The 17931-nt window shown below is 62.9% G+C and carries 18 protein-coding genes; 9 read left to right on the forward strand and 9 right to left on the reverse strand.

The genetic code is table 11. The features are described 5' to 3' along the window. Positions 1-97 precede the first annotated feature (97 nt). Positions 98-715 carry a calcium-binding protein gene (locus tag IF103_RS05875; RefSeq protein ID WP_023379131.1) on the forward strand — a complete coding sequence of 206 codons (618 nt, stop codon included), beginning with the start codon at positions 98-100 and terminating at the stop codon, positions 713-715. A gap of 47 nt (positions 716-762) precedes the next feature. On the opposite strand, the gene IF103_RS05880 is transcribed toward IF103_RS05875, so the two are convergent. Both IF103_RS05880 and IF103_RS05885 read right to left on the reverse strand, forming a co-directional pair. Then, positions 763-1257: a SprT family zinc-dependent metalloprotease gene (locus tag IF103_RS05880; RefSeq protein WP_023379132.1), complete on the reverse strand. Its 495-nt coding sequence runs from the start codon at positions 1255-1257 to the stop codon at positions 763-765. A 127-nt stretch (positions 1258-1384) separates the two neighbouring features. After that, entirely contained in the window at positions 1385-1984 is a 600-nt protein-coding gene (locus tag IF103_RS05885) for a Yip1 family protein (RefSeq protein WP_104882089.1), read from the reverse strand. A gap of 284 nt (positions 1985-2268) precedes the next feature. On the opposite strand from IF103_RS05885, the gene ttcA reads away from it, so the two are divergent. Continuing rightward, positions 2269-3093: a tRNA 2-thiocytidine(32) synthetase TtcA gene (ttcA, locus tag IF103_RS05890; protein WP_023379134.1), complete on the forward strand. Its 825-nt coding sequence runs from the start codon at positions 2269-2271 to the stop codon at positions 3091-3093. A 4-nt stretch (positions 3094-3097) separates the two neighbouring features. Continuing rightward, positions 3098-3769 carry a DNA-3-methyladenine glycosylase I gene (locus IF103_RS05895; RefSeq protein ID WP_023379136.1) on the forward strand — a complete coding sequence of 224 codons (672 nt, stop codon included), beginning with the start codon at positions 3098-3100 and terminating at the stop codon, positions 3767-3769. Between the two features lie 32 nt (positions 3770-3801). Here the strand turns inward: IF103_RS05895 and IF103_RS05900 are convergent, their stop codons facing one another. From IF103_RS05900 to arsC, 3 genes are read right to left on the reverse strand one after another with little or no spacing between them, the layout of a single operon-like run. Further along, the gene (locus IF103_RS05900; protein WP_023379138.1) at positions 3802-4215 is read right to left on the reverse strand and encodes a DUF2069 domain-containing protein; all 414 of its coding nucleotides are present in this window, start codon (positions 4213-4215) and stop codon (positions 3802-3804) included. Continuing rightward, positions 4208-4813: an NAD(P)H:quinone oxidoreductase gene (gene wrbA, locus IF103_RS05905; RefSeq protein ID WP_023379139.1), complete on the reverse strand. Its 606-nt coding sequence runs from the start codon at positions 4811-4813 to the stop codon at positions 4208-4210. The genes IF103_RS05900 and wrbA overlap by 8 nt, the downstream gene beginning before the upstream one ends. Beyond that, positions 4810-5163, reverse strand: a complete 354-nt coding sequence (gene arsC / locus IF103_RS05910) for an arsenate reductase (glutaredoxin) (RefSeq protein ID WP_023379141.1) — start codon at positions 5161-5163, stop codon at positions 4810-4812. The genes wrbA and arsC overlap by 4 nt, the downstream gene beginning before the upstream one ends. An 85-nt stretch (positions 5164-5248) precedes the next feature. Here arsC and IF103_RS05915 point away from each other — a divergent pair, with 85 nt between their 5' ends. Next, positions 5249-5713: a TlpA disulfide reductase family protein gene (locus IF103_RS05915; protein WP_023379143.1), complete on the forward strand. Its 465-nt coding sequence runs from the start codon at positions 5249-5251 to the stop codon at positions 5711-5713. Between the two features lie 56 nt (positions 5714-5769). Here the strand turns inward: IF103_RS05915 and IF103_RS05920 are convergent, their stop codons facing one another. The 4 genes from IF103_RS05920 to IF103_RS05935 form a co-directional block, all read right to left on the reverse strand. Next, complete coding sequence (locus tag IF103_RS05920; RefSeq protein WP_023379145.1) at positions 5770-6174, reverse strand: META domain-containing protein; 405 nt, start codon at positions 6172-6174, stop codon at positions 5770-5772. Continuing rightward, entirely contained in the window at positions 6171-6608 is a 438-nt protein-coding gene (locus IF103_RS05925) for a hypothetical protein (RefSeq protein WP_023379147.1), read from the reverse strand. Before IF103_RS05925 ends, IF103_RS05920 begins: the two co-directional genes overlap by 4 nt. A 31-nt stretch (positions 6609-6639) precedes the next feature. Further along, positions 6640-7629 carry a 2-hydroxyacid dehydrogenase gene (locus IF103_RS05930; protein WP_027906905.1) on the reverse strand — a complete coding sequence of 330 codons (990 nt, stop codon included), beginning with the start codon at positions 7627-7629 and terminating at the stop codon, positions 6640-6642. Positions 7630-7928: 299 nt separating this feature from the next. Beyond that, positions 7929-10685 carry a response regulator gene (locus IF103_RS05935; protein WP_041925442.1) on the reverse strand — a complete coding sequence of 919 codons (2757 nt, stop codon included), beginning with the start codon at positions 10683-10685 and terminating at the stop codon, positions 7929-7931. A 196-nt stretch (positions 10686-10881) separates the two neighbouring features. Between IF103_RS05935 and IF103_RS05940 the strand changes: the two genes are divergently transcribed. The 5 genes from IF103_RS05940 to relA all read left to right on the forward strand — a co-directional run bounded on the left by IF103_RS05940 (position 10882) and on the right by relA (position 17810). Then, positions 10882-11598, forward strand: coding sequence for a response regulator transcription factor (locus tag IF103_RS05940; protein ID WP_023379152.1), 717 nt, complete (start codon positions 10882-10884; stop codon positions 11596-11598). A 3-nt stretch (positions 11599-11601) separates the two neighbouring features. Then, on the forward strand, positions 11602-12978 hold the full coding sequence (locus IF103_RS05945) for a HAMP domain-containing sensor histidine kinase (RefSeq protein WP_023379153.1): 1377 nt from the start codon (positions 11602-11604) through the stop codon (positions 12976-12978). A 239-nt stretch (positions 12979-13217) separates the two neighbouring features. Next, positions 13218-14117 carry a cysteine synthase CysM gene (cysM, locus tag IF103_RS05950; RefSeq protein ID WP_202675930.1) on the forward strand — a complete coding sequence of 300 codons (900 nt, stop codon included), beginning with the start codon at positions 13218-13220 and terminating at the stop codon, positions 14115-14117. After that, the gene (gene rlmD, locus IF103_RS05955) at positions 14117-15475 is read left to right on the forward strand and encodes a 23S rRNA (uracil(1939)-C(5))-methyltransferase RlmD (RefSeq protein ID WP_104882871.1); all 1359 of its coding nucleotides are present in this window, start codon (positions 14117-14119) and stop codon (positions 15473-15475) included. Before cysM ends, rlmD begins: the two co-directional genes overlap by 1 nt. A gap of 97 nt (positions 15476-15572) precedes the next feature. Further along, the gene (relA, locus tag IF103_RS05960; protein WP_023379156.1) at positions 15573-17810 is read left to right on the forward strand and encodes a GTP diphosphokinase; all 2238 of its coding nucleotides are present in this window, start codon (positions 15573-15575) and stop codon (positions 17808-17810) included. The last annotated feature ends 121 nt before the right edge of the window (positions 17811-17931 follow it).

Raw genomic sequence — 17931 nt, forward strand, 5'->3', positions numbered from 1 at the left:
GCCGTTGTTGCTAGATTCGACCTCACTGCAATGGCAACGCGAACGTTGTTTCGCATTACAGCAGGTTAAATTTTCGGCTTTACAGGAATTCAAGGTAATGACTCAATCCAATGATCTGAATAACCACACCGACAGTGTACTTGTCGGTGGCAAGGGCAATGACCGCCTGGTGGGCGGAGATGACGCCGACGTCATCCTCGGTAAAGGTGGCGACGATGAGCTGGAAGGTGGCGACGGTCCTGACGTCCTGCGTGGCGGCAAGGGTAGCGACGTGATCGACGGCGGCAAGGGCCACGATTACCTGCATGGCGGCAAGGATGACGATGTCCTGATCGGCGACACTGGCAACGATGTCATCTTCGGCGGCCAGGGCGATGATGCGATCGAAGGTGGGCCTGGCACCGATATTCTCAGTGGTGGCAGGGGGGCTGATCTGTTCGTGTTCGCCAAGCTGGTGGACATGGGCGTTGGCCAGAAGCGCGATATCATCACCGACTTCAACGGTGCCGAGGGTGATCGCGTCGATCTGCGAGGCTTGGCGCAATCCTCGGGGCTGGAGTCCCTGACCTACATTGGCAGCGAAGCGTTCACCGACAAAGGTCAGATCCGTTTCGAAAACGAAATACTGTCGGGCAGCATCCATGGCCCCCAGGTAGATTTCGAGATTCAATTGGTCGGTGTGAAGACCTTCACCGCTGACGATCTGCTGCTCTGATCGTAAGCCCCACGGCAACTGGACGAGACGTTTCGCTGCCGCCGGGGTCACTCGACGCGGGTTTCCCCGCTGTAGACCAGGATTTCCCGGCACCGCCGGCACAGATAACGCCGACCCTGGCGCACCAGCTTGTGCCGCTGGGCGGTGAACGGGAAATCACTCCCCGGGCACGGGCACCGATAGATGTACCGTGTCGCCACCCGCCGCTGCACTTCATAGTTATGGCACCGATGAGGGGGCAGTTCATACACCCCGCGCATGATCAACTGCCATTCCTCGCCATGGGCCTGGATCCGGTCCCCGAACAATTGATGAGCGACCAGGTGCGCCACTTCGTGCGCCACGGTCTGGCGCAGGAAGTCTTCCTGGTTCTCACGGTACAGTTGAAGGTTGAAGCGCAGCAGGTTCTCGTGCAGGTGGGCGACGCCAGCTTTCTGCCCGCGCAGCTTGAAACTGACTTCGGGGCGTGCAAAGGGGCGTTTGAAGAAGGCTTCGGCTTGCTGGTAACAGGTTTCGACGCGTTGTTTGAGCAGCTCTGGCATGGCGGGGTGGTTCTCCTGACCGGGCATTATGCCGCAAGCAAAAGCGGCTTGCCGAGCCGCCGGTCAGCAGACAGCCAAAGGCCGCCTTGCGGCGGCCCTTGGTTTGATGCCCCAGTGTTGGTTGGATCTAGTTGGTGTAAACGGGCCCCACGCCCAAGCCCCAGATGATGACCGTGGCGGCCATGATAGCCACCAGGACCACCAGCCCCACTGCCAATACCGAACTCGAGAACAGGAAGCCCTCGTCGGACGGTATGTTCATGAAGGTCGGCAAGCCGACATACAACAAGTAGACGGTGTAGCAGATGGCCGCGGTGCCGATCAGCATGCCCAGCCACAGGTGCGGGTAGAGTGCCGCCAGGCCGCCGAGGAACAGGGGGGTCGCGGTGTAGGTGGCAAAGGCGATGCATTGCGCCATGGAAGGGTTGGCGTCGTAGGTGCGGGCCATCCAGTGAATGAAGGCGCCCATCACCGCCACCCCGGCGAGCATCGCCAGGTAGGACATGATGCTCATCCACAGCGCGCTTTCCATGGTCAGCATCACCGCCGGCCTGTCGCCGATGACCCAACCGACCTGGGTAGTGCCGATGAATGCCGATACGGCAGGGATCGCTGCCAGGATCAAAGTGTGTGTCAGGTACATGTGGCTGATGCTTTCTTCCTCGCCACGAATTTCCCGCCATTCCTGGTCGGGATGAGTAAACAGCCCAACAACGTGATGAATCATGCCGGTCACTCCTCTCAATGTTGCCAACCGCCCCCCAAATGGAGCGCAAGCGGCCTGAGGCCTGAACACCGATGCAAGCGGTAATGTGGCCTTAAGTCGCAGTATAGGAAGCCGTTCCACGCACAAAACCGACTTTTTAGAGCAAATTGCGCTGTCAAGACGGGTGTTGATTACCTTGGGGCCTTTATCGGAATTGCATGTCTTTCACTGGCTAAGCCCTACGCCCAGGCTCGGTTTGTGCGTAAAATAGCCGGCTTTTGTCACACCTCGCGGATCCAAGCGCTATGGGCACCCTCTCGGTCAACCAGAACAAACTGCAAAAACGCCTGCGTCGCCTCGCTGGCGAAGCCATCACCGACTACAACATGATCGAGGATGGCGACAAGGTCATGGTCTGCCTGTCCGGCGGCAAGGACAGCTACACCATGCTCGACGTTCTGTTGCACCTGCAGAAGGTGGCGCCGATCAAGTTCGAGATCGTCGCGGTGAACATGGACCAGAAGCAGCCAGGCTTCCCGGAGCACGTGTTGCCGGCCTACCTGAAGGCGCTGGGCGTCGAGTACCACATCGTCGAGAAGGACACCTACTCGGTGGTCAAGGAGTTGGTGCCAGAGGGCAAGACCACCTGCTCCCTTTGCTCGCGCCTGCGCCGTGGCACCCTGTACACCTTCGCTGACGAGATCGGCGCGACCAAGATGGCTCTGGGCCATCATCGCGACGATATCGTCGAAACCTTCTTCCTCAACATGTTCTTCAACGGCGCCCTCAAGGGCATGCCGCCCAAGCTGCGTGCCGACGATGGCCGCAATGTGGTGATACGCCCATTGGCCTATTGCAGCGAGAAGGACATCCAGGCCTACTCCGACATGAAGGCGTTCCCGATCATCCCGTGCAACCTGTGTGGTTCGCAGGAAAACCTGCAACGCCAGGTGGTCAAGGACATGCTGGTGGAATGGGAGCGCAAGCACCCTGGTCGTACCGAGAGCATCTTCCGTGCATTGCAGAACGTGGCGCCCTCGCAGCTGGCCGACCGCAACCTGTTCGACTTCACCAGCCTGAAGATCGACGAGAACGCCACCCCGCGCTTCCTCGACGTGCTGAACATCTGAGCCCATGCGCGACTACCAGTGGCTGCACACATACTGCCTGAACCGCTTCGGCTCGGCCCAGGCGCTGGAGACGTTCCTGCCACAGCCCAAGTCGCCGGAGCAGTTGCGTGACATCAGCGATGACCGCTACCTGTCGACCCTGGCCCTGCGGGTGTTCCGTGCTGGACTGAAGCACAGCCTGGTGGATGCCAAGTGGCCGGCTTTCGAGCAGGTGTTCTTTGGCTTCGACCCAGAGAAGGTCGTGCTGATGGGGGCCGAGCACTTGGAGCGGTTGATGCAGGACGAGCGCATCATCCGCCACCTGGGCAAGCTCAAGAGCGTGCCACGCAATGCGCAGATGATCCTGGACGTGCAGAAGGACAAGGGCAGCTTCGGTGCGTTCATCGCCGACTGGCCGGTAACCGACATCGTTGGTTTGTGGAAGTACCTGGCCAAGCATGGCAATCAGTTGGGCGGCCTTTCGGCGCCGCGTTTTCTGCGGATGGTGGGCAAGGATACGTTCATCCCCACCGAGGATATGTCAGCGGCATTGATTGCCCAGGGCATCATCGACAAGGCGCCGACCAGTCAGCGAGACCTGGCGTTGGTGCAGCAAGCGTTCAACCAGTGGCACGAAGAGAGCGGGCGGCCATTGTGCCAGCTGTCGGTGATGCTGGCGCATACCGTGAATCATTGAGGCTTTCGGGGCCGCACGGCGGCCCCTGAAATTCAGCTCCCTTCGCCAGCAAGGCGCCGCTCATGCTGGAACTTCCAGCGTACAAACAGCAGGCCGCTGACGAACAACCCCAGGCTCACCAGCACCTCGACCCAGCCAAACAGCGCTCGGGCTGGGTCGAACGCTGCCAGCACCCCTTTGATGAAATAGAGGTTCACCACGAAGCAGGTCCAGGCATGCGCCCGGGCACTGCCCTTCAGCATGCCCGGCAGCAGCAACAGCAGGGGAACCAGTTCGATGGCCAGAATCACCCCGACCCGCGCCCCGTGCAGGTTGGCGAAGAACAAATTGTTCACCGCCAACAGCGTGATCAGGCCAAGGAAAAACGCCAGGCTCAGCGCCCGCGTCAAGCGCAGGCGAGGCTCCAGCCAGGCCAGTGGCGGCAGAACCTTGGGTTTTTTAGCCACGCGCGGCCTCCAGGGCCTTGGCAGTGGTCGCCAGGCGTTGGCCAAGGGCTCGGCACAGGGCGATCTCGTGCTCGTCCAGTTCGCGCTTGCCATCGGCACCGGCATGGTGGCTGGCGCCATATGGCGTGCCGCCTCCGCGGGTCTCGAGCAGCGCCGACTCACTGTAGGGCAGGCCCATCACCAGCATGCCGTGGTGCATCAGCGGCAGCATCATCGACAACAGTGTGGTTTCCTGGCCGCCATGCAGGCTGGCGGTGGAGGTGAACACGCCGGCCGGTTTGCCGACCAGTTCTCCGCCCAGCCACAGGCTGCTGGTGCCGTCGAGGAAGTACTTCAGCGGTGCGGCCATGTTGCCGAAACGGGTCGGGCTGCCCAGCACCAGGCCGGCGCAATGGCGCAGATCGTCCAGGGTGGCGTACAGTGCGCCGCTGGCCGGGATGTCTGGGGCCACAGCCTCGCATTCGGTGGAGATCGCCGGTACGGTGCGCAGGCGCGCCTCCATGCCGGCCATTTCGACACCGCGCGCGACATGTCGGGCCATCTCGCTGGTCGAGCCATGACGGCTGTAATACAGCACCAGAACGTAGGGTTCACTCACGGCAGAATCTCCAGGACTTTCTCGGGTGGCCGGCCGACCACGGCCTTGTCACCGGCGACCAGAATCGGGCGCTCGATCAGTTTCGGGTGCTGGACCATCGCGTCGATCAACTGGGCATCGGTGAGTGCCTGGTTGGCCAGGTCAAGGGCCTTGTACTCCTCCTCGCCAGTACGCAGCAATTGGCGCGGGGCGATGCCCAGCTTGCCCAGCAGTGCCTTGAGGGTAGCGGCATCCGGCGGTGTTTCCAGGTAGCGAACGATGGTTGGCGCGAAGCCTCGTGCTTCGAGCAGTTCCAAGGCGCCGCGGGATTTTGAGCAGCGCGGGTTATGATAGAGCGTCAAGTCAGTCATGTTGGTTCGCATCCAGCGGGGTGTGGCAGCTATTCTAACCGCAGCGACTGACCCATTTGCTTGAAACTTCGAGAAGGATTGACCCATGGCAAGGCGTTTGGCAGCAGTACTGGCCATCACCGCGAGCCTGTTGCTCGGTGGTTGCGGTGCCGACTACGGCGTGGACCAAAATGGCAAGATGGTGAAGGCCGAGCAGATCGACGGGCACTGGGTGGTGCTCAATTACTGGGCGGAGTGGTGTGGTCCGTGCCGGACCGAAATTCCAGAGCTCAACGCCGCGGCCAAGCAATGGGCGAGCGAGGGTATCAAGGTGGTGGGCGTCAACTTCGATGGCTTGCAGGGGCAGGACCTGAAGCAGGCCGCCGAGACGCTCGGCATCGCTTTCACCGTGCTGGCCCAGGACCCAGCCGAACGTTATGACCTGCCGCGTAGCGAGGCGTTGCCGGTGACCTACATCATCGACGACAAGGGCAAGGTGCGTGAGCAATTGATGGGCGAGCAGACCCTCGAAGGGTTGCAGGCCAAGATCAAGGCGCTCAAGGGCGCTTGATGCAGGCCAGTGCCCGCCCTATCGCCGGTTGGCTGGCGATAGGGCGGGTGTTGCCATCAACCTTCCTCAGGCCAGAAACGCAGCGGCTTGCCCTCGGCCGGCCAGAAACGCATCTGTTCGATGGGCGATACATCCCAGCGTTGCACCGTCTCCAGAGCCTGCAGGAAACGTTTTTCCTGCTCCATCAATGCGGGCGCGCATAGTTTGCGGGTCTTGCCGACCTTGCCAAAGCGCAGTTGCTGGCCATCGAGGGTATAGGGTGCGAACCAGTGGTTGCAGCCTGCGTTGCCATAGGCACGGCCGTCGCTGGCCAAGGTCAGGGTCAGGTGGCTGTAGTCGATCAGCGGGCGTTCACCGATCCACTCCAGCACATAACTGCGCTCCTGCTGCAGCTGCGAAGGTTCGGTGGCACAGCCGAGCAGGCCGGTGGCAATCAGCGCGCCGGTCAGCAGATTCTTCACTCGGCGCTCTCCTGGCAACGCGGGCACAGGTGCTTGTCGCCACGGCTGGCCCAACCCAGCTCTGCGATGCGGGCGCTGGCCGCCGGTTGACGGGCTTTCTTGCCCAGCTTGGCGTCCACGGCGAACTCGAAGTCCAGCACGGCGTCGCAGTGATCGCAGGCGACCTGCCAAGTGAGGATCTCCAGCTCATTGAACACCGGGCCGCTGGCCACGGCGACCCATTGGCCGCGCGGATTGATCAGGTGGCGCACGCTTTCCACGGTCAGGCGCATGGACAGGTCCTTGCTGCCTTTGAGGGTGACCAGCAGAACGTCATCCTTGTGCATCGAACCGCCGTTGCCAGTGACCTGGTAACGGCCCGGCACCAGGGCGCGGCATTCGATCAGGGTGTGTTGCGGATTGAAAAGGGTGTAGCGGAAATCGTGTTCGACCATGGGTCCTCCAGAAATGCCGCGTATCCTAGCATCAACCCGAGACCAGATTCTGCGGATTGCCTGCCGCCCAGCGGATGATATTTTCCAGGGTGGTCGCGGCGATGGCGTCCAGCGCTTCGCGGGTCAGAAACGCCTGGTGCGCGGTGACGATCACGTTAGGGAAGGTCAGCAAGCGTGCCAGCACATCGTCCTGCAGCGGCTGGTCGGAACGGTCTTCGAAGAACAGCTGTGCTTCCTCTTCATAGACATCAAGCCCCAGGTAGCCAAGCTGGCCGCGCTTGAGTGCGTCGATCAGCGCAGGGGTGTCGACCAGGGCGCCGCGACCGGTGTTGATCAGCATCGCGCCGGGTTGCAGTTGGGCGAGGCTTTGGGCATTGATCAGGTGTTTGGTTTGCTCCGTCAGCGGGCAGTGAAGGCTGATGATTCGCGCTTGTTTCAACAGATCGGGCAGCGCCATGTAGCGTGCGCCCAGAGCCTGCAGTTCGGGATTGGGGAAAGGGTCGTAGGCCAGCAGTTGGCAACCGAACCCGGCCATGATGCGGGCAAAGGCGGTGCCGATCTGTCCGGTGCCCACCACGCCGACGGTCTTGCCGTACAGGTCGAAGCCAGTCAGGCCATGCAGGGTGAAATCGCCTTCGCGGGTGCGGTTGTAGGCCCGGTGCAGGCGGCGGTTGAGCGCCAATACCAGGGCCACGGCATGCTCGGCCACGGCGTGTGGTGAATAGGCCGGTACCCTCACCACGGTCAGGCCCAGGCGTTGGGCGGCGGTCAGGTCGACATGGTTGTAGCCAGCCGAACGCAGGGCGATCAGGCGGGTGCCGCCAGCGGCCAGGCGCTCCAGTACCCGCGCGTCGAGTTCGTCGTTGATGAAGGCACAGACCACTTCGAAACCTTGTGCGAGCGGGGCGGTGTCGAGGGTCAGTCGGGCAGATTGGAAGTTCAGGTCCAGGGCCGTTTCAGCGGCGGCCTGGGTGAAGCTTTCCTGGTCGTAGTGCTGGCTGCTGAACAACAGTGCGCGCATGGTTGGCGTCCTTTGTGAGCGTTTGCTTGGTTTCTCGGGTGTTGGGTAGATTGAGCGCCGCCCACGCGGCGCATCGCGAGCAAGGCTCGCTCCTACGTTTGTTTAGGGCCAATTATGTCTGTGCCGGACGCGCGCGACCGCCTGGTTTGTACAATCCGAAAACGGTCGCGCGCAAAGCCCACAGGATTCATTGGCCTGAAACAAACGTAGGAGCGAGCCTTGCTCGCGATGCGCCGCGTGGGCGGCGCTCGCTCTCAAAAACGCCACAACCCCGTCGCCAAACCCCATCCCCGAACCACTCAGGCGCTGAGCCGCGCCTGGGCCGCCAGGCGGATGATCGCCCCATCCAGCTCGTCCAATGCCTGCTCCGCCTGTGGGTGGTCCTGCTTGAGCAGGGTCTCGCTGCGCTGGCACGCCGCCCGCAACTGCGGCACCCCGCAATAGCGCGAGGCGCCGTTGAGCCGGTGCACCTGTTCGATCAGCGCCAACTGATCCTCGGCCTCTCGCGCCGCGCGGATCGCTTCGCGGTCGTCTTCCAGCGAGGCTAGCAACATTGCCAGCATGTCGGCGGCAAGGTCGGGCTTGCCAGCTGCCAGGCGCAAACCTTCCTCGGGGTCCAGCACCGGCAGCTCCCGGTTCTCGTCCTGTGGCTCGTCCGGCCGCTCCCGCGGTGGTGTGCCCAGGCTCATGCCGGTCCACTTCATCACCACCTGGGCCAATTGGCGTTCGCTGATCGGCTTGGTCAGGTAGTCGTCCATGCCGCTGTGCAACAGGGCGCGCTTTTCGTTGGCCATGGCGTGGGCGGTGAGGGCGACGATGGGCAGCGGGTTGCCGCTCTGGGTGTTTTCCCACAGGCGGATCTGTTCGGTACAGGCGCGACCGTCCATGCCAGGCATCTGCACGTCCATCAGCACCAGGTCGAACGGTTCGGTCTGCACGGCCTGCACCGCGGTATAACCGTTGTCCACCGCCAGCACCTCGGCGCCAAGGCCTTCGAGCAGGGTTTTCACCAACAGCAGGTTGGCTGCGTTGTCGTCGACGCAGAGGATTTTCGGCTGGCGATGGCCATTGCCCGCTGCTGTTTCACTCTGCGGGCGACGTGGCTGCACCAGCTCCAGCAGCAGCCGTCGCAGCTTGCGCGTGCAGGTTGGCTTGGACAGCAACTGGCCGTGGCCATTGGGCAGGTACGGGTGGTACAGCGCCTGCTCGGTGGTGGGGCACAGCACAACGCACTGGCACTGACAGCGCTCGAACGCTTGATGGTAATGGCCCAACTGCTCTGGCGAGAGGTTGCCCAGGTTGGCACCCAGCACGGCGAACTCGAATGGCTGGCCCGCCTGGTGGGCGGCCTGTACACCTTGCAACAACTGGTCGTAGGTGGCGAACAGGCTGACGCTCAATCCGCAATCTTCCAGCTGGTGCTCAAGCGCCTGGCGGGCCAGTTCGTGGCTGTCGACAATGGCGGCCCGGCGTCCCAGCAGCGGTTGCAGCGGCCGCTCTTCCATGTCGTCGTGGGCCTTGGGCAGGCTCAGGCTGATCCAGAATTGCGAGCCCTCGCCCGGAGTGCTGTCGACACCGATCTCGCCGCCCATCTGCTCGATCAGGCGCTTGGAAATCACCAGCCCAAGGCCGGTGCCTCCGGGTTGGCGTGCCAACGAGTTGTCGGCCTGGCTGAAGGCCTGGAACAGCGTGCGCACATCTTGCGGTGACAGGCCGATGCCGGTGTCCTGCACGCTGATGCGCAGTTGCGCGCTGTCCTCGTGCTCGTCCTCAAGCATGGCGCGTACGACGATGGTACCTTCGCGGGTGAACTTGATCGCATTGCTTACCAGATTGGTCAGAATCTGCTTGAGCCGCAGCGGGTCGCCGATCAGTGAGGTGGGCGTATCGCGGTAGATCAGGCTGAGCAGTTCGAGCTGCTTGGCATGGGCCGCCGGAGCGAGGATGGTCAACGTGTCCTGGACCAGGTCGCGCAGGTTGAAAGGAATGCTGTCGAGCACCAGCTTGCCAGCCTCGATCTTGGAGAAGTCGAGGATCTCGTTGATGATACCCAGCAGGTTGTCGGCTGATTTTTCGATGGTGCCCAGGTAATCCAGCTGGCGCGGGGACAGTTCACTCTTTTGCAACAGGTGGGTGAAACCGAGGATACCGTTGAGCGGCGTGCGGATTTCGTGGCTCATGTTGGCCAGGAACTCGGACTTGATGCGGCTGGCTTCGAGTGCTTCCTTGCGGGCCATGTCCAGCTCGATGTTCTGGATCTCGATGGTCTCGAGGTTCTGGCGCACGTCTTCGGTGGCCTGGTCGATGCTGTGCTGCAGTTCTTCGTGGGCGCTGTGCAGGGTCTCGGCCATGCGGTTGATGCCGTGCGCCAGCTCGTCCAGCTCGTGGCTGCCCATCGCCGGCAGGCGTTCGTCCAGGTGGCCGTCCTTGAGTTGGTTGACCGCATGCTTGATGCGCTCGATCGGGTTGTTGATGGTGCGGCTCATGCGCATCGCCAGCAGGCCGCTCAGGGCCAGGCAGGCGAGGATCAACAGCAGGCTGGTGAACAGGTTACGATAGCCGCGCAACAGGGTGCCGTCATGGGACAGCTCGATCTCGACCCAGCCCAGCAGGCGCTCGGCTTCGGCGGGCACGGCATCGGTGGCCAGGTCGCGGTGATGGCCGAATACTGGCATCAGGTAGCGGGTGGCGTCATTGCCGCTGCGTTGCAACAACTGGGTGCCAGTGCCACCGCTGGGCGCCTGATTGAGCATGCTTGGCCCAGCATGAGCCAGGCGCGTGCGGTCCGGAGCCAGGAACGCCACGGCGCGTACATCGGCTTGTTCCAGTGTCTGGGCAGCGATCCGTTCCAGTTGCGCAGGCGTGTCTCTGGCCAACGCTGGCGCGGCCAGCGGTGCCAGTTGTTCGGCGATCATCTTGCCGCGCTGGAGCAACTGGGAGCGCAACTCACTTTGCTGCAGCCAGGTGAAATAACTGCCCAGCACCAGGGCCATCAGGCTGGCGGGCAACAAGGCCAGCAGCAAGACCCGGCTTCTGATTCCCAAACGATCGAGCACACTTGCCTCCTGTCATGTGCCTGCATGCCGTCCCCAGAGGGACGGACCAAGGCGAAAAGTTACTCTGCCTGCCCGATGAATGCACTCATTAGCTTGGCTTTTCGTGCGCCGGCGCAGCGCGTTGGTCGTTGTTCGGTTGCCTTGCGGGGAGTCGATGCTCAATAATCGTCTAATTGAGAATGCATGACAGTTGCCAATGAATCCCGAAGCTATTCAATCATCCAGCATCCTCGCCATCGAGGATGACCCGGTATTAGGCGCCTACCTGCATGAAGAGCTGCAGCGCGGCGGCTTTCAGGTGACCTGGTGCCGTAACGGGTTGGAAGGTCTGGAAACTGCGGGTCGCCAGGCCTTCGACGTGGTGCTGATGGACATCCTGCTACCTGGGCTCAACGGTCTGGAAGCCTTGGCCCAGTTGCGCCGGCGCAGCACCACGCCGGTCATCCTGATGTCGGCACTGGGGGCCGAAGCCGACCGCATCAGCGGTTTTCAGCGCGGTGCCGACGACTACCTGCCCAAACCCTTCAGCATGGCCGAGCTACAGGTGCGCATCGAGGCGATCCTGCGCCGCGTGGCCCTGGAGCGTCGTCACCCGCCGCGCCAGGAGATGGCCGGAAGCGGGCTGCAGTTCGACGATAGCCGTAGCGATGTCAGCCTGGGCGGTCAGTGGGCCGGGCTTACCCCAAGTGAATACCGCCTGCTCGACCTGCTCAATCGCAACCAGGACGAGGTGCTCAGCAAGCCTTTCCTTTATCAGCAAGTGCTGCAGCGCGGTTACTCGCGCCATGACCGCAGCCTGGACATGCACGTGAGCCAGATCCGCCGCAAGCTCAAGGGCATTGGTTACCTGGAACGGCAAATTCGCACGGTCTGGGGCAAGGGATACGTGCTCAGCGTCGGCGAGATGGACTGAGCCATGCTCGACCGCCATTCGCTGTTCTGGAAGCTGGTCATCCTGTTGGTGGGTTTCTGTTTGCTGATGATTGGCCTGAGCTACACCTGGGGCCGTCACATGGAAACCCAGAACGCGTTTCTCTCAGAGCCCGCCCGCCAAACGCTGCGTGGCTATGCGTCGGAAGCCGAGCAGGCCTGGCGAAGCGCAGGCCGTGCCGGGCTGGACCTTTGGGTGGCGCAGATGCGGCAACGTGAGCAAGGTTGGATTGGCGTGCTCGACACGCGCCTGCAACCGCTGGACAGCGCCACCCTGACCCCCGATATCATGCAGCGCCTGACCCGCTTGCGCGGCGTCGACTGGCCCATGAGCCGGCGCAGTGTCGACCAGCCCTGGTTGCGCATCCCATTCCCCGGCGCGCCCGAGCAGGGCATGCTGGTGATCGAGCTGCCGGAGCGGCTGAACCCTGGCAAGTACCGCTTGCTGTGGCAGGTCGTGACCAACGGCATCATGCCTGGTCTGTTCACCCTGCTGTTGTGCGTGGGGCTTTATCGCATGCTGATCGTGCCGTTGAACCAGCTGCGCGAGCAGGCCAATGCCTGGCGCGCGGACCAGCTTGCGGCACGCCTGGACCCCCGCACCATCGCCCGTCACGATGAACTGGGCGAGCTGGCCCGTGCGTTCGACCAGATGGCCGAGCGCCTGCAAGGCACGGTGGCCTTGCAGCAACAGTTGCTGCGCGACCTGTCCCATGAAATGCGCACGCCACTGAGCCGCTTGCGGGTGGCTTGCGACGGTGAAACCGACCTGCAGCGCCTGCGGGAACGATTGGGGCGCGAAGTGGACTGCATGCAGCAGCTGGTCGAGGACACCCTGCAATTGGCCTGGCAGGACGCCGAGCGTGCCCCGATGAACCTGGAGCCGATCGAGGTTCAGGCACTGTGGGACCTGCTGGTGGAAAACGCTTGCTATGAAAGCGGTTGGGCCGCCGCCCGGATGCATTGCGAACTGCCCCGCAGTTGCTGGGTTCAGGGCAACCTCAATCATTTGGCTCAGGCCCTGGAAAACATGCTGCGCAATGCCATCCGCCACTCGCCGGAAAACGGCCAGGTGCGCCTGGGTGGCCAGCGCGAAGGCGGTCATTGGCGGCTGTGGCTGGAAGACGACGGCGGTGGTGTTGCCGAACAGGATCTGGAACGGATCTTCGCGCCGTTTTCCCGGCTCGAGGGTTCCCGGCCCGGCGATGGCGGGTTCGGCCTGGGGTTGAGCATCGCCCGCAGTGCGATCCAGCGCCAGGGCGGCACTTTGTGGGCCGAGAACGGCAAGCGCGGGCTCAGGCTGTGCATGCGTTTGCCGGTGCAGGCGACAACCCCATCCCGACGGCTGGCGGAGTCGCATTGACCTCAATCCTCGTGCAGGGGCCGGCTTGCCGGCGATGAGGTCGAAACCGTCAGATGACCGTTGTTCCCACGGTGATCATGCTGACAGGTATAGAATGCCCCTACGGGTGAGCGGGTTCACCCGCGAAGCAATGCTGGGGTTATAGCTTGTAGCTATACCGACTACAGATTGCGTGATATGGCCAAGCCGGGTTTGCCGGTATGATAGGCGCCCCTGCCGTCCGGACTGTGAAATACGCCATGACCTTGCAGTACCCAACCATCGCCGATTGCGTCGGCAATACGCCTCTGGTTCGCCTGCAGCGCATCGCTGGCGAAACCAGCAATACCCTCCTGCTCAAGCTCGAAGGCAACAATCCCGCTGGCTCGGTCAAGGACCGTCCGGCCCTGTCGATGATCACCCGCGCCGAACTGCGCGGCCAGATCAAGCCAGGCGACACGCTGATCGAGGCGACCTCGGGCAACACCGGTATCGCCCTGGCCATGGCGGCAGCCATCAAGGGTTACAAGATGATCCTGATCATGCCGGACAATTCCACCGCCGAGCGCAAGGCCGCGATGACCGCCTATGGCGCCGAGCTGATCCTGGTGAGCAAGGAGGAGGGCATGGAAGGTGCCCGCGACCTCGCCGAGAAATTGCAGGCCGAAGGCCGCGGCCTGGTCCTGGACCAATTCGCCAACGGCGACAACCCTATCGCCCACTACACCAGCACCGGTCCGGAAATCTGGCAGCAGACCCAAGGCACCATCACCCATTTCGTCAGTTCGATGGGCACCACCGGTACCATCATGGGCTGCTCGCAGTACCTCAAGGAACAGAATCCGGCGGTGCAGATCATCGGTCTGCAACCGATGGAAGGTTCCGCCATTCCAGGCATTCGCCGCTGGCCTGAGGAGTACCTGCCGAAGATCTTCGATGCGACCCGCGTCGACCGTGTGGTGGACATGTCCCAGCAAGAAGCCGAGGAAACCACCCGCCGCCTTGCCCGTGAAGAGGGCATTTTCTGCGGCGTGTCATCCGGTGGTGCGGTCACGGCCATGCTGCGCCTGTCCCGTGAGCTGGAAAACGCGGTGATGGTGGCGATCATCTGTGACCGCGGTGACCGTTACCTGTCCACCGGCCTGTTCGACGCAACCTGATGTCCAAGAAAAAAAGCAACAGCGGCCTGCGCTTCCAGCCGGCCGGCGGCAACCGTACCCCACAGGTTCCCGTGGGCAAGAAGCAGCGTCTGGACATCGAGCGCCTAGCCGGTGACGGCCGTGGCATCGCTTTCCATGACGGGCGGACCTGGTTCGTCAGTGGCGCCCTGGCCGGGGAAGCGGTCGAAGCGCGGGTACTCAATGCCCGCGGCAAGGTGGTCGAAGCACGTCTTGAACGTGTGCTGCAGGCCAGCCCGGAACGCCGGCAGGCGCCGTGCCGCCATTACGCACGCTGCGGTGGCTGCAACCTGCAACACCTGCCCCATGAGGCGCAGTTGGCGCTCAAGCAGCGCACCCTGGCCGAACAACTGCAACGGGTGGCCGGCGTGCAGCCCGAGCAATGGGCCGCGCCGCTGAGCGGACCGGAATTCGGCTACCGCCGTCGTGCGCGGGTGGCCGTGCGCTGGGACGTCAAGACGCGCCAGCTGGAAGTCGGATTCCGCGCCGAAGCCAGCCAGGACATCGTCGCCATCGACGACTGTGCGGTGCTGGTACAGCCTTTGCAGTCCATTGTGCGCCACCTGCCGACCGTACTGCGGTCGTTGAGCAAACCCCAGGCCATTGGCCATGTGGAGTTGTTCAGTGGCACCGCCGAGGCGCTGCTGGTACGCCATGTGGCACCGTTGCCAGCCGACGACCTGAGCCGTTTGCAGGCGTTCTGCGATGAGGCCAAGGCGCAGCTGTGGCTGCAGGGCGAAGGCGAGCCGGCGCCGGTGGAGGCCGCTACGACACTGGGGTTCGTTCTTGAGCCATGGCAGCTCGAGCTTGCCTGGCGGCCGGGGGACTTCGTGCAGGTCAATGCCCAGGTCAATACGGCGATGATCGAGCAGGCACTGGCCTGGCTGGCGCCGCAAGCTGACGAGCGGGTGCTTGACCTGTTCTGTGGCCTGGGCAACTTCGCCTTGCCACTGGCTCGGCAGGCGCGGGAAGTGGTGGCAGTGGAAGGTGTACAGGCCATGGTCGATCGGGCCGAGGCCAATGCCCGGAACAACAATGTGCATAACGCACGGTTTTTTCAGGCCGATTTATCGCAGCCTTTGGCAGGCGCCGGATGGGCCGCCGAAGGCTTTTCTGCGGTACTCTTGGATCCACCGCGTGACGGTGCCTACGAGGTCGTGCAAGACATCGCACGCCTCAAGGCACGGCGGCTGGTCTATGTTTCGTGCAATCCGGCCACGTTGGCGCGAGACGCCCAGGTGCTGGTCGGCCAGGGGTACCGGTTAAAAAGGGCCGGGATTCTCGACATGTTTCCTCAGACGGCGCATGTCGAGGCCATGGCGTTATTCGAAGTGGGTTAGCCAAGCTGGCCCCTTGGTGCGGCTTCCATGGAGTGGAAGGCGTACGGTGATAGCCAGTGCACCCGCGAGGTGCGCTGTATGGAAAGGTAGAAAAAAGATGGTACAGGTGAGAGTGCACCAGCCGGTCAACACTGACGGCAGTATCAATCTCGAAGCATGGCTGGATCATGTGGTGAGCGTCGATTCGGCGTTGGATCGCGTGGCGCTCAAGGAGGCCTGCGAGTTCGCCCAGGAAATCGAGAAGAAGGGCAACCCGGCCAAGCATTCCTGGGCCGACGGTACGTCCAGCTTCCAGGCCGGCCTGGAAATTGCCGAAATCCTTGCGGACCTCAAACTCGACCAGGACTCCCTGGTGGCGGCGGTCATCTACCGCTCGGTGCGTGAAGGCAAGGTTACCTTGGCCGAAGTCGGCCAGCGTTTTGGCCCGGTGGTGTCCAAGCTGATCGACGGTGTGTTGCGCATGGCGGCCATCAGCGCCAGCCTCAGCCCGCGCCAGTCGCTGGTGCTCGGCTCCCAGGCGCAGGTCGAGAACCTGCGCAAGATGCTAGTGGCCATGGTCGATGATGTGCGCGTGGCCCTGATCAAGCTGGCCGAGCGTACGTGCGCCATTCGTGCGGTGAAGTCCGCCGACGACGAAAAACGCCTGCGCGTGGCGCGTGAGGTGTTCGACATCTACGCACCGCTGGCACATCGCCTGGGTATCGGTCACATCAAGTGGGAGCTGGAGGACCTATCCTTCCGTTACCTCGAGCCCGACCAGTACAAGCAGATTGCCAAGCTCCTGCACGAGCGCCGGCTGGACCGCGAGCGCTTCATCAGCGACGTGATGAACCAACTGCAGAACGAGCTGCTCGCCACCGGCGTGAAGGCCGACATCAGCGGCCGGGCAAAACACATCTATTCGATCTGGCGCAAGATGCAGCGCAAGGGGCTGGAGTTCAGCCAGATCTACGACGTGCGCGCCGTGCGGGTGCTGGTACCGGAAGTTCGCGACTGCTACACCGCGCTGGGTATCGTCCATACCTTGTGGCGGCATATTCCCAAAGAGTTCGACGATTACATCGCCAACCCCAAGGAGAACGGCTACCGCTCGTTGCACACGGCGGTGATCGGCCCAGAAGGCAAGGTGCTGGAGGTACAGATCCGTACCCACGGCATGCACGAAGAAGCCGAGCTTGGGGTCTGCGCCCACTGGCGGTACAAGGGCACCGACGTCAAGTCCAGCTCCAACCATTACGAGGAGAAGATTTCCTGGCTGCGCCAGGTGCTCGAGTGGCATGAGGAGCTGGGCGACATCGGCGGCCTGGCCGAACAGCTGCGTGTCGACATCGAACCCGACCGGGTCTATGTATTCACCCCCGACGGCCACGCCATCGACCTGCCCAAGGGCGCCACGCCGCTGGACTTCGCCTACCGGGTGCACACCGAGATCGGTCATAACTGCCGTGGCGCCAAGATCAACGGCCGCATCGTGCCGCTCAACTACAGCCTGCAAACCGGCGAGCAGGTCGAGATCATCACCAGCAAGCATGGCAACCCAAGCCGTGACTGGTTGAACTCCAACCTGGGTTATGTGACCACTTCGCGGGCGCGGGCCAAGATCGTGCACTGGTTCAAGCTCCAGGCGCGGGACCAGAACGTGGCGGCGGGCAAGACCTTGCTCGAACGCGAGCTCAGTCGTCTGGGTCTGCCTCAGGTGGATTTCGAGCGCCTGGCCGAGAAGACCAACGTCAAGACTGCCGAAGACATGTTTGCCGCCCTTGGGGCCGGCGACCTGCGTCTGGCCCATTTGGTCAACGCTGCCCAGCAGTTGCTCGAACCCGAGCGCATCGAACAGATCGACCTGGTTTCGCGCAAGCCCGCTACCCGCAGTGGCAAGCGTGGCGACATCCAGATCCAGGGTGTCGGCAACCTGCTCACGCAGATGGCCGGGTGCTGCCAACCGCTGCCGGGCGATGCCATTGTCGGCTACATCACCCAAGGGCGCGGTGTGACCATCCACCGTCAGGACTGCGCGTCGGTGCTGCAGCTGGCCGGCCGTGAGCCGGAGCGGATGATCCAGGTCAGCTGGGGACCGATACCGGTGCAGACCTACCCGGTCGATATCGTCATCCGTGCCTACGACCGTCCGGGCCTGCTGCGGGATGTGTCGCAGGTGCTGCTCAACGAGAAGATCAACGTACTGGCGGTCAACACCCGCTCGAACAAGGAAGACAACACCGCATTGATGTCGCTGACCATCGAGATTCCTGGGTTGGATGCCCTGGGTCGCCTGTTGGGGCGGATCTCGCAGTTGCCGAACATCATCGAAACGCGGCGTAATCGAACCCCGTGAGACTCGAAGCAGGGGCCGCCATGCGGTCCCTTGCCGGCGACACGGCGCCTGCAGCCTTGGCGCTGCAGTTGTAGGCGCTGGCTTGCCAGCGATCGGGGCTTCGCCTGCGGCCAGGAAAACA

The organism is Pseudomonas sp. SK2, from assembly GCF_016772395.1.
GTDB classification, from domain to species: Bacteria; Pseudomonadota; Gammaproteobacteria; order Pseudomonadales; family Pseudomonadaceae; genus Aquipseudomonas; species Aquipseudomonas taiwanensis.

What these genes read in the sequence shown, in the direction of transcription:
- IF103_RS05875 (WP_023379131.1), top strand. Translation starts at nt 98, where the DNA reads ATGACTCAATCCAATGATCTGAATAACCACACCGACAGTGTACTTGTC.
- IF103_RS05880 (WP_023379132.1), bottom strand. Translation starts at nt 1,257, where the DNA reads ATGCCAGAGCTGCTCAAACAACGCGTCGAAACCTGTTACCAGCAAGCC.
- IF103_RS05885 (WP_104882089.1), bottom strand. Translation starts at nt 1,984, where the DNA reads ATGATTCATCACGTTGTTGGGCTGTTTACTCATCCCGACCAGGAATGG.
- ttcA (WP_023379134.1), top strand. Translation starts at nt 2,269, where the DNA reads ATGGGCACCCTCTCGGTCAACCAGAACAAACTGCAAAAACGCCTGCGT.
- IF103_RS05895 (WP_023379136.1), top strand. Translation starts at nt 3,098, where the DNA reads ATGCGCGACTACCAGTGGCTGCACACATACTGCCTGAACCGCTTCGGC.
- arsC (WP_023379141.1), bottom strand. Translation starts at nt 5,163, where the DNA reads ATGACTGACTTGACGCTCTATCATAACCCGCGCTGCTCAAAATCCCGC.
- IF103_RS05915 (WP_023379143.1), top strand. Translation starts at nt 5,249, where the DNA reads ATGGCAAGGCGTTTGGCAGCAGTACTGGCCATCACCGCGAGCCTGTTG.
- IF103_RS05925 (WP_023379147.1), bottom strand. Translation starts at nt 6,608, where the DNA reads ATGGTCGAACACGATTTCCGCTACACCCTTTTCAATCCGCAACACACC.
- IF103_RS05930 (WP_027906905.1), bottom strand. Translation starts at nt 7,629, where the DNA reads ATGCGCGCACTGTTGTTCAGCAGCCAGCACTACGACCAGGAAAGCTTC.
- IF103_RS05940 (WP_023379152.1), top strand. Translation starts at nt 10,882, where the DNA reads ATGAATCCCGAAGCTATTCAATCATCCAGCATCCTCGCCATCGAGGAT.
- IF103_RS05945 (WP_023379153.1), top strand. Translation starts at nt 11,602, where the DNA reads ATGCTCGACCGCCATTCGCTGTTCTGGAAGCTGGTCATCCTGTTGGTG.
- cysM (WP_202675930.1), top strand. Translation starts at nt 13,218, where the DNA reads ATGACCTTGCAGTACCCAACCATCGCCGATTGCGTCGGCAATACGCCT.
- rlmD (WP_104882871.1), top strand. Translation starts at nt 14,117, where the DNA reads ATGTCCAAGAAAAAAAGCAACAGCGGCCTGCGCTTCCAGCCGGCCGGC.
- relA (WP_023379156.1), top strand. Translation starts at nt 15,573, where the DNA reads ATGGTACAGGTGAGAGTGCACCAGCCGGTCAACACTGACGGCAGTATC.